At 29.1% G+C, this 15,888-nt stretch carries 16 protein-coding genes; 9 read left to right on the plus strand and 7 right to left on the minus strand.

Annotation, left to right across the window (positions count from 1 at the left end; translation table 11 throughout):
* Window positions 1–27 precede the first annotated feature (27 nt).
* Window positions 28–1,191: a hypothetical protein gene (locus ACSHW5_RS14790; protein WP_435676921.1), complete on the minus strand. Its 1,164-nt coding sequence runs from the start codon at window positions 1,189–1,191 to the stop codon at window positions 28–30.
* Between the two features lie 138 nt (window positions 1,192–1,329).
* Between ACSHW5_RS14790 and ACSHW5_RS14795 the strand changes: the two genes are divergently transcribed.
* Together ACSHW5_RS14795 and ACSHW5_RS14800 are read left to right on the plus strand one after the other, a co-directional pair.
* Entirely contained in the window at window positions 1,330–1,575 is a 246-nt protein-coding gene (locus ACSHW5_RS14795; RefSeq protein WP_435676922.1) for a DUF6364 family protein, read from the plus strand.
* Window positions 1,572–1,985 (plus strand): type II toxin-antitoxin system VapC family toxin, encoded by a 414-nt coding sequence (locus tag ACSHW5_RS14800; protein ID WP_435676923.1) that lies wholly within the window; start codon window positions 1,572–1,574, stop codon window positions 1,983–1,985. Before ACSHW5_RS14795 ends, ACSHW5_RS14800 begins: the two co-directional genes overlap by 4 nt.
* Window positions 1,986–2,412: 427 nt before the next feature.
* Here the strand turns inward: ACSHW5_RS14800 and ACSHW5_RS14805 are convergent, their stop codons facing one another.
* Both ACSHW5_RS14805 and ACSHW5_RS14810 read right to left on the minus strand, forming a co-directional pair.
* On the minus strand, window positions 2,413–2,796 hold the full coding sequence (locus ACSHW5_RS14805) for a VOC family protein (RefSeq protein ID WP_435676924.1): 384 nt from the start codon (window positions 2,794–2,796) through the stop codon (window positions 2,413–2,415).
* 216 nt (window positions 2,797–3,012) lie between these two features.
* Window positions 3,013–4,134: a vWA domain-containing protein gene (locus ACSHW5_RS14810; protein ID WP_435676925.1), complete on the minus strand. Its 1,122-nt coding sequence runs from the start codon at window positions 4,132–4,134 to the stop codon at window positions 3,013–3,015.
* A gap of 234 nt (window positions 4,135–4,368) precedes the next feature.
* Between ACSHW5_RS14810 and ACSHW5_RS14815 the strand changes: the two genes are divergently transcribed.
* The 4 genes from ACSHW5_RS14815 (at window position 4,369) to ACSHW5_RS14830 (ending at window position 9,709) form a co-directional block, all read left to right on the plus strand.
* Window positions 4,369–6,579, plus strand: a complete 2,211-nt coding sequence (locus tag ACSHW5_RS14815; protein WP_435676926.1) for a tetratricopeptide repeat-containing sensor histidine kinase — start codon at window positions 4,369–4,371, stop codon at window positions 6,577–6,579.
* A 71-nt stretch (window positions 6,580–6,650) separates the two neighbouring features.
* Window positions 6,651–7,382, plus strand: coding sequence for a LytR/AlgR family response regulator transcription factor (locus ACSHW5_RS14820; protein WP_435676927.1), 732 nt, complete (start codon window positions 6,651–6,653; stop codon window positions 7,380–7,382).
* Between the two features lie 128 nt (window positions 7,383–7,510).
* Window positions 7,511–9,181: an ArnT family glycosyltransferase gene (locus ACSHW5_RS14825; protein WP_435676928.1), complete on the plus strand. Its 1,671-nt coding sequence runs from the start codon at window positions 7,511–7,513 to the stop codon at window positions 9,179–9,181.
* A gap of 9 nt (window positions 9,182–9,190) precedes the next feature.
* Window positions 9,191–9,709, plus strand: coding sequence for a gamma carbonic anhydrase family protein (locus tag ACSHW5_RS14830; RefSeq protein ID WP_435676929.1), 519 nt, complete (start codon window positions 9,191–9,193; stop codon window positions 9,707–9,709).
* 207 nt (window positions 9,710–9,916) lie between these two features.
* On the opposite strand, the gene ACSHW5_RS14835 is transcribed toward ACSHW5_RS14830, so the two are convergent.
* Both ACSHW5_RS14835 and ACSHW5_RS14840 read right to left on the minus strand, forming a co-directional pair.
* Window positions 9,917–10,393 (minus strand): hypothetical protein, encoded by a 477-nt coding sequence (locus ACSHW5_RS14835; RefSeq protein WP_435676930.1) that lies wholly within the window; start codon window positions 10,391–10,393, stop codon window positions 9,917–9,919.
* A 163-nt stretch (window positions 10,394–10,556) separates the two neighbouring features.
* Complete coding sequence (locus tag ACSHW5_RS14840; protein ID WP_435676931.1) at window positions 10,557–10,982, minus strand: Spy/CpxP family protein refolding chaperone; 426 nt, start codon at window positions 10,980–10,982, stop codon at window positions 10,557–10,559.
* A 102-nt stretch (window positions 10,983–11,084) separates the two neighbouring features.
* Here ACSHW5_RS14840 and ACSHW5_RS14845 point away from each other — a divergent pair, with 102 nt between their 5' ends.
* On the plus strand, window positions 11,085–12,719 hold the full coding sequence (locus ACSHW5_RS14845; RefSeq protein ID WP_435676932.1) for a mechanosensitive ion channel family protein: 1,635 nt from the start codon (window positions 11,085–11,087) through the stop codon (window positions 12,717–12,719).
* Entirely contained in the window at window positions 12,716–13,693 is a 978-nt protein-coding gene (locus tag ACSHW5_RS14850) for an endonuclease/exonuclease/phosphatase family protein (protein WP_435676933.1), read from the plus strand. Before ACSHW5_RS14845 ends, ACSHW5_RS14850 begins: the two co-directional genes overlap by 4 nt.
* 84 nt (window positions 13,694–13,777) lie before the next feature.
* On the opposite strand, the gene ACSHW5_RS14855 is transcribed toward ACSHW5_RS14850, so the two are convergent.
* Both ACSHW5_RS14855 and ACSHW5_RS14860 read right to left on the minus strand, forming a co-directional pair.
* Entirely contained in the window at window positions 13,778–14,734 is a 957-nt protein-coding gene (locus tag ACSHW5_RS14855) for a tRNA dihydrouridine synthase (RefSeq protein ID WP_435676934.1), read from the minus strand.
* Between the two features lie 70 nt (window positions 14,735–14,804).
* Window positions 14,805–15,158, minus strand: coding sequence for an arsenate reductase family protein (locus tag ACSHW5_RS14860; RefSeq protein WP_435676935.1), 354 nt, complete (start codon window positions 15,156–15,158; stop codon window positions 14,805–14,807).
* 41 nt (window positions 15,159–15,199) lie between these two features.
* Here ACSHW5_RS14860 and ACSHW5_RS14865 point away from each other — a divergent pair, with 41 nt between their 5' ends.
* A complete protein-coding gene (locus ACSHW5_RS14865; RefSeq protein WP_435676936.1) occupies window positions 15,200–15,655 on the plus strand; it encodes a DinB family protein in 456 nt (151 codons plus the stop codon).
* The last annotated feature ends 233 nt before the right edge of the window (window positions 15,656–15,888 follow it).

Below are 15,888 nucleotides of genomic sequence, written 5' to 3' on the forward strand. Positions count from 1 at the left end.
TAAATACGGCCACTTAGGTTTACTTAATTATTTTGTTTTAGTGATGGTTATCCTTTTTTTAATCTTAAATTCTCCATCGCTAATGATAGCCATAAACAAATAAGTTCCTTTTTTAGTAAGTGTAATAACAGGGGTTTGAGTATTTGGATTGTTGTTTTCAAATGTTACTTTAGGACCTTTTTTTAGAATCCATTTAATCTCAGGATATAATTCATCAGTATCTTTATCAATTATATCAACGATAAATTTTACAGTGTTTTTTGAATCATAATCTGTTTGAATGGTTACTTGTGGAGGTAAATTTAATCCTGTATTTTTTGATTCAATATTTTTGGAAATTTTTGAGTTTTCCTCTATACCAGCCGCCCATAACACAATTCTTTGAGCAAACTCTTTATTATTTGAATGTGTTATTTGACTGCCATCACCAGCATTCCACATCATATTTCTATCAAACAAACCTACCACTCGTCCTTTGTTTATAGTTGAAACAGCAAGTGTAACATCAGTATCTGGATTAAAAACGCCATCTATTTTGTTTACTTGTAATTTGCCTCCCAAACCATGGTCTTGTGCTTTTGCCAAAACCTTTGCTGGAGGACTAATTCTAACAAAGCTAACGCCTTCACCTCTAAAACGAATTCCACCATTTTTGTTGTTATTGTTGATAAAATGATCTTTAGTGTATGAGGTAATGAGGTAATTACCACCTCCGTTATCCGTTAAAAAATGCATTCCAAAGGCTTTGGTAACTTGGTTGTCAGAATCTCTACCCAGTGTATTGTCAATTCCTACATGTTTATAGTGGCCACCAAAAGCACTATCAGACCAAGCAATAAGCCCACCTCCCTGTTTTACCCATGTATGTATGGAATCAATTTCTGTTTTAGAGAATTTTTTTTGATTAGAACCTAAAATAAGCACATCTACATCTTTTAAAAAAGTAGCATTAAAAGTAGTTTCTGCATCATATACTTCCGTAATGTTCAAACCTGTTTCTTCAATAGCTTCCTTAAATAGACTCATTCCATACCTACCTTTGTCTACCAATCTCATTTGATGAAAAGGACTATCTTTTCCAGACGGAACCATTCCCTTTTCAGACACATCACCATAAACATATACTACATTTTGTGCTGTTATTGTATGTGATAATAATAACACTATAAAAATTGAAAAAGATTTGATCATAATTTTATTCCTTGAAATTAAAAGAAATAAAGATAATAGTTTTCATCTTTAATTGATAGTTGTATATCAGCAAAAAAAACATTTTGAAAATTAATTATACGTGTAAATTAATTATATTTGTACGTAAATAAATTTATTATGGATACTAAATTAACATTAAGGCTTGATAAATCTGTGATTGAACAAGCTAAGAATTATGCTAAATCTAATAAGGTTAGCTTATCTAAACTTATTGAATCATATTTATCTTCCTTGACAAATAAAAGGGCTGAGGCAAATAAAATCACTCCACTAGTTGAAAGTTTAAGTGGTGTAATTAATCTAGATAATACTGATAACTCAAAAGACGATTATACTAATTTTTTAATGGAAAAATATAAATGATTCGTTTATTAGTTGATACTAATATAATCATTGATTTATTAGCCAAACGTGAAGAATTTTATACTGAAACTGCTACTCTATTTTCTTTAGCTGACAAAAATGTAATTACATTAACTGTTTCATCTTTGAGTTTTGCTAATACTCATTATATACTAACAAAGATAAAATCAAAAGAAGAATCAAGAACTATACTAAGAAAATTTAAAGTTCTTGTTGAAACTTTATCTTTAGATGATAAGGTTACTGAATTAGCCCTAAACGATGAGAGTTTTTCTGACTTTGAAGACGGATTACAATATTATTCTGCAATTGAAAATCAAGTAGATATTATTATTACTCGAAATAAAAAAGATTTTAAAAACTCAAAACTTCCTGTTTTAACAGCAAAAGAATATTTAGCGAGTAAATAGCCGATTGTAAAACACCTGCTAGAATTAATTCGGCTTAGTCCGTGCTCATAAAGGTTCTGCTTCTTTTCTTCCCTTACTAATCCTAGGCAAAACCGTTATAGGAGATAAAATAACTTTAAATAACGATGTCTGTGTTTCTAATATGATTGTTTAATGAAAGATTAATTTACGTGGTTTGTTAAGTTTAGAACAAACTAAATTATTTAACTTGTGCTAGAGGAGTTTTAAGTTATTTTAAAATTTCCTTTTTACTTCTTTTGCCACTGAATAGTTTGCATAGATTTTGATGCCAATTTAGTGTCAGTTTATCTAAGATAATTAAAGGAATTGATTTAGAAAATTCTCTTGATACTTTATTAATAAATCAAAAATCAAGTATGGATTTCGGTTTAAAGTATAAGTGATTTTTTAGGATTTGTTACATGAATCAAACATCATTATTTACTTCTATCCAATAGCCATTTGGGTCTTGAAAATAGACTTGTAAAATACCATCATTTCTAATATAATCTTTGTTGGGCGTGTTTTTCCAATCAGAATAATCAATATTTATAGTATTTAAATGTTTTACAAATGAAGCCATATTTGCCGTTGTTAATGCAAAATGAACTGCTTTATTTATTTTGATTTCAGCATTGGGACGCGGAATTAAGTGCAACTGTTTGCCTTCACCAATAGCCAACCACCTTGTTTTAGAATCTGAAGCCGTATTTTTAATTTCTTTAAACTGAAATACTTGCTGATAAAACGCTATAGATTTATCTACATCTTTAACAGAAAGAGCAATGTGATTGAATGTAAAAGTATGCATTTATATAAAATTTAGGTATTCTAGCTTTATAGGAAGCTAAATTAAGAATTAATAAAGAATATCTAACTTTAATTATTTTAGAATTATTAATGATATTTTTTTACTTCAATAGCTAATAATTACATCTTGTTTTTTGTACAATAAAACAAACCTACAAGACAGGAAAGCCTTGTAGGTTTAATTAAAATAATTTAAAATGCTATTTTAACGAAAAGATTACCAAACGTAATTTTTTAATTTTGCTTGCCTTTTAATGGCATTAATCATCACATTATCTAGCTCATTTTTTTTAGAACCTTCTTGCTGTTTTTTTGTAATAAACTGTCTTCTTTTTGTATTCAAATCTTTTATTTCTTTTTGAATTTTTGTGCGTTTTTCAGATTGTTCTTTTACATAGGATTTAATTTCAGAAGCAGATTTGTTTTGCAATTCCTTAGGTAGGTTTTTTTTAGAAATTTTAGCATAATCTACTTGTTGTTTTTTTTCGGCATCTACTAAATCCCAAGAAGCATTGTCATACAATCTAGAGCTTTTACTAACGGCTCTTTTTACGGCAATTTCTTCATGCAAAGAAGAGGCGTTGGCATCTTGCATTTTTTGATTAGAATGTTTAGAAAATCCTTTATCACCATAATAAATATACGTTTTGTTCAGTTTTTTATTCAGAATAATAATTTCATCGTCATAAGGAGTTACAATATGTACCATTTTTTTATTTTGATTAATGGTCATGTAATCGCCACCACCAGTTACCGCTCCGTCTTGCCACATTCCAGAAATTCCGTTGTTATAATCTCCACAAAAAATGGTGTTTATAAGAACATCTTTTTCTTTTGCATTGGCAATTGCATCTTTGTAATTTAGTTTTCCTTGGGTAAAAGGTTCGTTACCGGCAATAAAAATAAGACGTAAATCATTTTTGTTTTTTCCCCAAGAAAGTTCATCCAAAGAAGTTTGAATTGCTTGTCCGCAAAATTCGCTTCCACCATTGGTGGTTAAAGAAAAAAGCTTTTCAGAAATCTCATCTAAATCGCTACTAAACTGTAAAACTTGCCTAATATATCCTTCTTTTGCGGCTAAAGAAGAATTGCCATATTCATACAAACCAATTTCTAAATTGGGTTTTTTAATTCCATATTTAGCATAGGATAATTCGTTTACAATTTCCCAAAGTTGAGCTTTTGCTTGGTTTATTAATCCGTCCATACTATTACTAGTATCTAATAATAACGCCACTTTTATGGTTTGGTTTTTTATTTTTTCTGTGGTTGATTCTTGTTTTGCAAAACTATTTAAGGAGATAAATAGTGCAATAATTTTTAATCCTAAATTTTTCATGATGTTTTATTTTTAAGTTTTATAAAATTGTAATGCTGGTTGCTTTTTATACTTCAATATTAATACCAACTTACTTCTTATAAAAGCTAGAATGAGCAAAACGGTATTTTGAATGAGTGAATTGGTATAAAAATTTAGTAATTGATGATTTTAAAAGAAATTTTAGTTCGAAATTATTTTAAGCCGTTTTTTTGGCTGCTTTTTTGTGTGTATGTTTACAGTAATAAATTATTTATGAGCACACCCAAACACATAACGTTTTTTTTAATTCTCTTTAGTATTGTAGCTTTTTCGCAAGAAAATAGTTCTATAAACGCCAATAGAGATCTTTCTATAGAGGTTAAAGTAGAAAATAAAGAAACAGGAAATGCTATAAAGAATGCAGAAGTTACTGTGAATGGTTTGCAGTTTTCTTATTCTGAAATATCTGGAAATTATACAATTAAAGCTAAAGTTGGTAACGATTTAATAGTGATGCATCCAGATTTTGAAACGGTTTTTTATAGGATAAAATCTGATGAAGAAATTAAAATTTTAGTTGAAGGTTTATCAGATCAGAAAGTTTCAAAAGAAAACAAATACACAAAATATTCATCATCTAGAAAAACTGTAGATGCGCAAGATAAGTATCATACATATTTAGATTCTGCAAAATTTTATACTAAAAAAGACATTGATAAAAGTGTGTCTTTTATAGAAAAAGCCTTACAAAATAGAGAATCTAAAGAAAGAAATGCAGCTACTTATAAAACTCTAGCGGATATTTATATGTACTGGAAACAATATGATTTGGCAACAAATAATTATAAATTATCAATTCAAATAAAAGAAAATATAAGTACTAAAATCTCTTTGGCAAAAGCACAGTTTTTACTTAAAGAGTATGTTAATAGTCAGAAAATATATGAAGAAATAAGTGAAGAAAAATTAAGTAATTACCAACGAATTATAGTTTTTGAAGGTTTAGGAGATGTTGCTTTTGCTTTAAAAAATTATAACGAAGCAAAAAAATCTTATGATAACGCTTTAAAAATTGCAAAAGAGAATTTAGTAACTCCAAAAATTACAGATTTAAATTCAAAAATTGCAAATGTTTTTGCGGCAGAAGGAAATATTTCTCAGGCCAATCTTAGGTATAAAAACGCATTAGATTTGGCATCCAAAGAAAATATAAGTCGCTCTTTGGTTGAAGAAGAAAAAGTGGCAGATTTTTATAATAAATCCAATCAACTAGACAGTGAAATTAAATTACGAAAAGAGAGTTTAAAAAAAGCAAGCAGTAAAATTTCTTCTCAAGGATTTACAAAGGAAAGAGATTCTATAACATCGCAAAAAATAAATTATAAAATTGGAAATGCTTACGTGCAGAAAGAAAATTATGATGAGGCGATTCCGTTTTTAGAAAAGAGTATAAAAGATGCTGATAAAAATGAAGATATTATAATTAAAAAAGATGCAACTCGTAAATTATCAGAAGTTTATGCAACAGTAGGTGATTATGATAAAGCCTTAAAAAGTTACCAAGAATATGTAGAATTGGTAGATGAATCTTATGTTAAAAAAGAACAAGAAATACAACAAGTTCAGCGTTTTTCTAAGAAAATTTCTGATAATCAGAACAGAATTGCCAGTTTAGAAAAAGACAAAGAATTGGCGCAAAGTAAAATTAGTTTGGCGTATATAGATAGTAAATTATCAGAAGAAAGCAATAGAAGACAACGTGTAATTATTTATTCTTTAATTGCAGGAATTTTATTGTTAAGTCTGCTTGCTTATTTTATGTTTAGAAACAACAAACAACAAAAATTAGCCAACAATTTATTAGCCTTAAAATCGATGCGTTCACAAATGAATCCGCATTTTATTTTTAATGCTTTAAACTCTGTAAATAGTTTTATTGCGGTAAATGATGAACGAAATGCAAACCGTTATCTCTCTGAGTTTTCTGCCTTAATGCGCTCGGTTTTAGAAAATTCTGATGAAGATTTTATTCCTTTAAACAAAGAAATTGAGTTGCTAGAATTGTATGTTAAACTAGAACACAACAGGTTTAAGGATAAATTTGAGTATGAAATAAATGTTGATAAAACCATTGATTTAGACCAATTTTCTATTCCCCCCATGCTATTGCAACCGTATATAGAAAATGCTATTTGGCATGGTTTGCGTTATAGAAAAACAAAAGGGAATTTAGAAATATCTATAGATCAAAAAGATAAAGAAACACTTTCAATTTTTATTATTGATGATGGTATTGGGAGAGAAAAATCGCAAGAATTAAAAACAAAAAATCAATTAAAACAGAAATCGAAAGGAATGAGTAACATTAAAAATAGAATCTCTATTTTAAATGATATGTATAAAGATAGAATTTCTGTAGAGGTTTCTGATGCTTTACAAAACGGAGAAGGAACAAAAGTAGCATTGTTGTTAAAAAAGAAATAATTGTATTAGAAAGTTTCTCTTTACATGTCTGAGAAAATGGAAGCGCAACACAAGGTAATTACAAAAAAGTTATGAAACTAAAAGCAATATTAGTAGAAGATGAACAAATTAGCAGAGATATCCTTCGAAATTATTTAGGCAAATATTGCCCAAATGTAACCTTAGTAGCAGAGGCAAGTACTATTGATGAAGCGTATAAACTGATTCAGCAACACGCTTTAGATTTGGTGTTTTTAGACGTAGAAATGCCTTTTGGAAATGCGTTTGATTTATTAGAAAAAGTGGAAGACAGAACCTTTGAAACCGTTTTTGTAACTGCTTATGACCATTATGCAATAGATGCTTTAAACAATCATGCTAGCTATTATTTATTGAAACCCATTTCTATAGATGAGCTGATAAAAGCAGTAAATATAGTTACTGAAATTAAAGAAAAAGAAAGTCAATTACAACATCAAATTTTAGCGCCTAAAACAAATTCTGCGATTGGTAAAATCACCATTCCGCAACAAGACGGATTTGAAGTTTTAGACATCAATGATATTGTTTTTTGCAAAGCCGATGACAATTATACCGAGATTCATTTGGCAAATTCTAAGAAACTAGTGAGCAAAACCTTAAAATATTTTGAAGAAGCTTTAAAAGAGCACACATTTGCAAGGATTCATAAATCGTATTTGGTAAATGTAAATGCCATTACAAAATACAAAAAAGGAAAGGGCGGAAGTGTGGTGGTTTCTAACGGAAAAGAAATCTTAGTTTCGGCTTCACAGAAAAGCAATTTGTTGTCTTATTTTAAATAGAAAAATTTGTATTATTTGCTCTTTATTTATTTGGAATAAACCTATTAAGTTTTTAAAAGAATATAGGTTTAAAAAAATGATAATTATCAAAAGTATTAATTCATAAAGCAGTATTTTTATACTTCAATATGAAACAATTTGTAAATAAAAATATCCAAATTCTATTTTATACCTGTTGGTTTTTTAGCCTGTTACTGCAAGCTTTATTTACAGAACTCATGTATGATGAAGCCTACTATTGGATGTATTCTCGAGAGCTTTCTTGGGGATATTTTGATCATCCACCTGCCATTGCATTGCTTGTAAAAATAGGGTATTCTCTTTTTAATAATGAGTTAGGAGTACGATTGTTACCAATGTTGGCAAGTGTTTCTACCATTTTTTTGTGGCAAAAAATCATCAATCCAAAAGAATTAAAAGTTTTTTACTTGTTGGTTTTATCTATGGGCATTGTGCATTTTATGGGCTTTTTAGCGTTGCCAGATAATCCCTTATTGCTTACTTCTGCGTTGTTCTTTTTTGTGTATAAAAGGTTTTTAGAAAAGTCAAATTTAAAAAACGCTTTATTTTTAGGTGTTGCGGCTGGCATTTTGATTTTGTCTAAATACCATGGCGTAATTATAATAGGGCTAACAGTTCTTTCAAATTTAAAATTATTTCGAAACAAGTATTTTTGGTTGGCAATACTTCCTTTTGTGGCAATTTTAATTCCGCATTTTTTATGGCAATTTCAAAACGATTTTCCTTCCATAAAATATCACTTATTTGAAAGAATTGTAGATAATTATTCTATTAATTACACCTTAGAATATTTAGGAACACAACCTTTTATTTTAGGGCCATTTACCGGAATTTTGTTTTTTATAGCGCATTACAAACTGTCTAGTAAAAATCAATTTGAAAAAACACTACAATACCTTTTTTGGGGTGGTTATTTGTTCTTTTTTATCATGTCTTTCAGAGGAAGAATAGAAGCACATTGGACACTCTTTATTGTATTTCCAGCCTTGTATTTTGGTTATAATTATGTAATTAAACAAACAATTAGAAAGAAATTGTACTATTATTTTGGGGTAATTTCTGTTTTGTTAATTGTTGCCATAAGAATTCTAATTTCAATAGATTTAGAAAAGAATAACACTTCTATTGTTGCAGAAATTACAAAGCAATTTCATCAAAAAGAGAAAATGAAGGCCATAGAAAAACAAGCCAAAGATTTGCCTGTAGGTTTTATGAATTCGTATCAAAATGCTTCTTTGTATGAGTTTTACAGTAAATCTAAAGGTTTTTCTTTAAATAATACCTGGGGAAGAAAAAATCAGTTTGATGTTTGGAATGTGGAACAAAAATACAGAGGAAAAAAGATATTCTTGGTTGCAAATTATGAGAATAAAAAGTTAGATTCTATCAATGGTTTTCCTAAAATAAAGTATGCAATTCTTGAGAATTTACAATTATTTTCTGGCATTAAAATTACGTCAAATACTATGCGAAATACGGCATTTATGGCAGAAGAAATTCCGGTAACCATCACTTTAAATAACAACAATAAAGAGGTGTTAAATTTAGAAGCAAATTCTAAATATCCACCTAGTTTAATTTATCAATTTTTTGAAGGAAAAAACATGGTTTTTCAAAAAGAAATTCAAAGAATAACCAATCAATCTTTAAATAAAGAAATTAAATTTGACATGCAAACACCAGATAAAAAAGGAAAATATACTGTTTGTTTTAGTATTATGGCAGGTTGGTTGCCACCAACAATAAACAGTAATAAATATAAAATTGAAATTAAATAATTAAATAAAATGAAAATAATTAAAGCTGTAAATGGTAAACATCCACAGATACCAGAAGATTGTTATGTGGCAGAAAACGCAACAATTGTGGGCGATGTTTCTTTAGGAAAAGACTGTAGTATTTGGTTTAATGCCGTAATTCGTGGCGATGTGCATTATATAAAAATAGGCAACAAAGTTAACATTCAAGACGGTGCAGTTATACATGCAACTTATTTAAAATCTCCAACAAATATTGGCAACAATGTTTCTATTGGCCACAATGCAATTGTACATGGTTGCACTATAAAAGACAATGTTTTGGTGGGTATGGGAAGCATAATTATGGATGATTGTATTATAGAATCTAATTCTATTATTGCAGCTGGTGCTGTAGTTACTAAAAATACTCACGTAGAAAGTGGTAGTATTTACGCAGGAGTTCCCGCAAAAAAAGTTAAAGATATTTCGCAAGAATTAATTTCTGGAGAAATAGACAGAATTGCGAATAATTATGTAAAATACTCTGGTTGGTTTAAAGAAGAATAGCTAGGTATTACTTAGAGTTGGGCTTTCACAACTTTTTTTTTATCAAGTAAAAAAAACTGTATTTCAAAAAAGAGCTTAATTATAAAGTAAGTTTTAATTTTAGGCGAAATAATATTTTTAACACAAAGCAAAAATGTTTTAAAAGTAAAAACCCGATTTCAATTAAGAAATCGGGTTTTTTCAATCAACTAATCAACCAAAACTAGTTTACTTATTTTCTTCAAGTTTGTCTCCTCTTTTTTTTCCTTTGCGTTGTTTTCTGTCTTTCTTCCCTTTCATTTTATGCATTGCTATTTTACTTCTGCGCTTTTGCATTTTTTCAAACTTCTCAAATTGCGCTTCATCTAAGATGTCTTGCATTTTGTTTTTCATTAATATTTGATGATCTAACTGCTTATTTTTCATAGCATAAATTTCATCAGCTGTAGGTCTTTCTTTCTTTGTTTTTTCAGCTTTTCTTTTTTCCATTGCAGCTTTTCTTTCAGACATTTTTGCCATTAAAAGAGGTTTAATTTCATTTTGCTGCTTTTCAGATAAATCTAAGGCCAAGGTCATTTTTTTAACAGTTAAAGTTGTTTGTTGTTCAATTGTTAATTTTGCTTGTTTATCACCTCTTTTTTTCTGAGCTTGTGTTGTTAAAGTAAATGCGAATACTAAAACTAAAATGCTTGCTAAATTTCTCATATCTAAAAATTTTTAATGTTTATCTATACTTCTTTGACCGCTAGAAAGCACAATAGTTTAATACAAATTTTTGTTTAACAGATAATTAACATTGGTGGAAAAATAAAAACTCGATTTCAATTAAGAAACCGAGTTTTTTCAAAACCAATCAACCCATAACTAATTATTCTTTATTTTTTTTTCCTTTTCCTTTTCCCTTTCCTTTTTCTTTCCCTTTACCTTTTCCTTTTTGTTCTTTTTTAAGAGTATTGTAAGTTGTCATTTGCTCTTCAGTTAAAATACTTGCTAATTTAGTATTCATTTCTGTTTCCGCAGCATCTCTTTCTTTCTTCATTTTCACACGCTCTTCTTTACTAGGTTTTGTTCCAGCTCCTTTTGCTGCTTTTCTAGTTTCATTCATCGCTTTTCTGTCTGCTAATTGTGCTTCAAAAATTGGCAATAACTTAGTTTGTTGGTCAGCCGTTAAATCTAGCTCTTTGGTCATTTTTTTAACCATTTTGTCTGCTGACATTTTACCACCTTTTTTTTGTGCTTGTGCAGTTACTGTAAATGCGAATACTAAAACTACAATCGATATTATTTTTTTCATTTTTTTAAGTTTTTATTTATTTATGATACTTCTAAGACTCTTAAATATTTAAAAGGTTTAAATTTGCATTTCTAATTAACAGATTTTTAACATTTTTTCAAAATGAAGAGATTTATTTGGGTTTTATTATTTTTTTTCTCAATTTTTATAAATGCGCAAGATAGTACACGTGTAGATTTAAGTAATCCGCATGCTGCAATTTATACACACTTATTTTTTTTACAATCAGATTCTTATCAACCTAAAAAAGCATCAAAAACTATTTTAGGATTGCCAGAAGAGCAAGCGGTAAAAAAAGCGATAAAGATTAAACAAGTGTTAGATGGTAAAGGTTTATATGTAGATTTTAATAAAATACCTTTAAACCCAAATTATAAAGACACGGTTGGTTATTCTTCTTATTATAGATATGTATTGTTTCCAGGAAGAATGCCTCAAATTTATGTAGAAAAAATTGGAGAAAATTGGTATTTTTCATCAGAAACGGTTTCAAAAATAGATGGTTTATATAAAGAAGTGTACCCTTGGTATGTACAGAAATTACAAAATTTAATTCCTGTTTCTGGACATAAAAAAATATTTACTATAGAGCTGTGGCAGTTTGTAGGGTTGTTGCTAATGCTTATGCTATCATATTTTATCTTTTTAATTATTAAAAGGATTGTTTTTTTTATTTTATTAAAAATTCAACAACAAATTACTAAAAATTCCAATTTAGAAGTTAATAAAGTGCTAAAGAAATTAGCGCATCCTATAAGTTTATTGGTTGGTGTGTCTTTTGTAGATAAAATTTTTCCGTCGTTGCAATTTGGTTTGACAATAAACACTTGGGTGTTTTTAATAATGAATATTGCCAAAACCGTATTTTGGATTTATGTTTTCTTAAAATTAGTGCAAGTTATCATGCGTATTTATGGTGAATTTACAGAAAGAACTCATGGTAGATTAGATGATCAATTAGTGCCTATTTTGCATAGTTTTCTTACAGGTTTGGTTATTGTTGTTGGTGTTTTTAAACTTTTAGTTCTTTTTGGAGTAGACACAACTACCATGTTAGCTGGTGCAACTATTGGAGGTTTGGCTTTTGCTTTGGCATCACAAGATACCGTAAAAAACTTGATAGGAACTATTATGATTTTTCTAGACAAACCTTTCCATATAGAAGATTGGATAGAAACAGGTGAGTTTTCTGGAACCGTAGAAAGAGTAGGTTTTAGATCTACAAGAGTTAGATCTGCAGATACTTCTATTTATCAAATACCAAATAGTAAATTGTCTGAAATTGTTATTAATAACAAAGGTTTGCGTTTGTTTAGAAGATACAATACTAATTTAGGTTTGCGTTATGATACGCCGCCAGAATTAATTGAGGCTTTTGTAAAAGGCGTGAGAGAAATTATTATTGCACATCCAGAAACACGTTCAGATTCTTACAATGTAGAATTTACAGGTTTTGGCGATTCTGCTTTATTGGTGATGGTAAATGTGTACTTTAAGAGTCTAGCTTGGGGTGTAGAACAATCTTCTAAACATAGATTGCATATTGCTATTGTAAAATTGGCAAAAGAATTAGGCGTAGATTTTGCTTTTCCTTCTACCACAGTTACTATTGAGAATTTTCCTGAGAAAAAAGGATTGAATCCTAAATATGATATTAGTAAAGAAAGAATAGATGCAGTTATAGCGAATGTTATCAAAGATTTTAGTTCAGAAAACCCTATAGAAGAAACAACATGAAAAAATTCTTAAAAATTGTATTTCGCTTTTTTTTAGTGCTGATTATTGCCGTAGTCGTTTTTTTCTATTGGGCTTCTTCATCAACATTAAACGAAAAGGAATATGAAGTTTTAAGCGTTTTTGAAAATGAAAATGCGCCAATTAACGATTCAATTTTTAGCATTGTTACCTATAATATTGGGTATTTAAGTGGCATGACAAACAACCTTCCGGTACCAAAACCAAAAGAATTGTTTGACATTAATTTACAGAAAGTTTTAACACAAACAAAAAAGCTACAGGCAGATATTATTGCATTTCAAGAAATAGATTACAATGCTTCTAGAAGTTATTTTGTAAATCAGCAAAACAAAATTGCAGAACTTGGTTTTAAATACGCAGCGCAAGCTGTAAATTGGGATAAAACCTATATACCTTTTCCGTATTGGCCGCCAACAATGCATTTTGGTAAAGTTGTTTCCGGACAATCTATTATTAGTAAATATCCGTTAAAAGAGCATGAAAGAATTGTTTTAGAAAGAGTTGCAGGCACTCCTTTTTATAGAGATGCTTTTTATTTAGAACGCTTAGCACAGGTTGTAAAAGTTACTTTAAATAAACAAGAAGTTGTGTTGATAAACATTCATTTAGAAGCTTTTGATGCTTCCACAAGAAAAAATCAATTTGAAGAAGTTTTGGCTATTTTTAATACATATAAAAAAACGTATCCAACCATTTTGTTAGGAGATTTTAATGCTAGTGCAAGCAATAAAGATGCAATTGTTCAAAAAATGTTTGCCATGCAAGATGTTGGAAATGCAGCTTTTAATGCAAAAAACCCAGCAAATACCTTTGATACAAAATCACCTTTTGAACGCATAGATTATATTTTTTACACTAAAAATTCAATAGAATATATTTCGGGTAAAGTGTTGTCTGAATTTGGAGAAGCATCAGACCATTTGCCAGTAGAAATGAGTTTTAAACTGAAGTAAATCAACGTTGTTGTATTCCTTAATAAGGCTTATATATTGTTACGTATTTAATTCATTAAAAAAGAATCCCAACAAACATTTACATTAGTATCCGTTTTTTGCTTCTTTAAAAATTCCTTCAACAGCAATAGCATACGTTTTTGCGTTTTGTGCTTTCTTTATTTTTTTATAGGTTTTTTGGGGGTTTGCAAAACTTTGCGAAAAATATTCCCAAAAGCCCTGCATTTTCATTTTAATGGGTGTTGGCCCAGAAAGTGCTGCATCATATTCTTGATAAATTCTATCGTGAAAATCTTTAAAAATATCAAACCTATTTTTCGGATATTCTGTAGTATTATTTTTAATCATACTTGGTAAAAACGGATCGGCAATTAAGCCTCTTCCAATCATCCAATGATCTATAGAAGTAAAACGTTGCTGTAGTTTTTTAAAAGCAGCTACCGAAGTAATATCACCATTATAATACATTTTATGTTTGCTGTTGTCTAAACATTTCTGAAAAGCTTCTAAATTTGTTCCACCTTTATACAGTTGTTTTCCAATTCTTGCATGAATGGCAATGTTTTTAAGCGGATAATTGTCTAAAATAGGTAAAACATCTAAGATTTCTTCTGGAGTTTCGTACCCCATTCTCATTTTCATAGAAACAAGAATGTCAGACTCATTATGAATTTTATGAAGTATGCTATTTATTTTTTCAGCATCGCTAATCAATCCAGAACCCATGCCGCGTTTTGTAACCATCGGGTAGGGGCAACCTAAATTCCAATTCAATTCTTTGTAACCTAATTCTTGCACGTATTTAGAGACAAATAAAAACTCATCAACATCATTGGTAATAATTTGCGGAATTACCTCTAATGTGGAGTTGTTTTCTGGTAAAAGATCTCTTTTATAAGAATTTTTAATAACCAGTTTTCCGTTTAGTCTAATATATGGCGAATAAAAAGTGTCTATTCCACCAAAAAAATGATGAAAAGCATTTCTAAATTTAAAATCTGTAAAACCCTGTAAAGGAGAAGATAATAATGTCTGATTCATAAAAAATAAAGTTGCGCAAATATACTACCATTTTTAATGCTATTAAGAAACAGCCAAGTATCCATCAGTTTTAAAGTGAACTAATTTTTGTTTTTAAGGCTTCTATCACTTTTTTACTATTTCCAATAAAAATTTCATCATCAACCATAAAAACCGGACGCTTTAAAAATGTATATTCATCAAGTAAATATTGTTTATAATCAGTTTCAGACAGGTTTTGGTTTTTCAAATCCATCGCAGAATATAATTTGGCACGTTTGTTAAACAAGGCTTCATAGCTATTAGAAAGTGCATACATTTCTTCTAGTTGAGCAACAGTAATGTTGTTTGCTTTTATTTCCTGACGTTCGAAACCAGCTGTATTTACCTCTTTTAAAATTCTGCGGCAAGTATCACAAGTTTGTAAAAAGTAGACTTTCTTCATTTTAATAAATTATATTTACATCTTCAAAATTACATATAAAAATGAAAACACAAATAGATGTTTTAAGAAAATCTAGAGAACTTGTCTTAAAAGAATTAGAAGGATTAACTTTAGATCAAATTCATGCAATTCCTGCAGGATTTAAAAACAGTATAGCTTGGAATGTTGCCCATTTGGTGGTTACCCAACAAGTTTTACATTACAAATTTTCAGGCTTAAACTGTCTTTGTCCAGATGAGTTAATTGAAGATTATAAAAAAGGTACTTTTCCAACCAAAAATTTTACAGAAGAAGAGTTTTCTGAAGTAAAAGATTTGTTATTGGGCTTGCCAGACACCTTAGAAGAAGATCTAGAAGCGGGTATTTTTGAGAACTATACAGCATACCCAACAAGCACGGGTTATGTTTTAACTTCTATTAACAATGCAATTTCTTTCAATAATTTTCACGAAGGAATTCACTATGGAATTATAAGATCTATCAAAAAGTTTTTATAATTTTATTAGAAGCTATTTCCAGCTTTCCGTTATATCTTTTTTCTTCTGTTCTCGATACAAATTTGCAAAAAAGCAAATTCACTCGAACTGCCAGAAAAAAGGATGCCACTTCAATCTGGGCTCATATCTTTGTAGTAGTCAAAGATATTTAAAATATCTATCTTTAAAATTAGAAATTGATAAACATAACCAGGTAGCAAAATTGTATCGGGGCGAAATACATCTATTGATGA

It is taken from the genome of Polaribacter sp. (genome assembly GCF_051251875.1).
Taxonomy (GTDB): domain Bacteria; phylum Bacteroidota; class Bacteroidia; order Flavobacteriales; family Flavobacteriaceae; genus Polaribacter.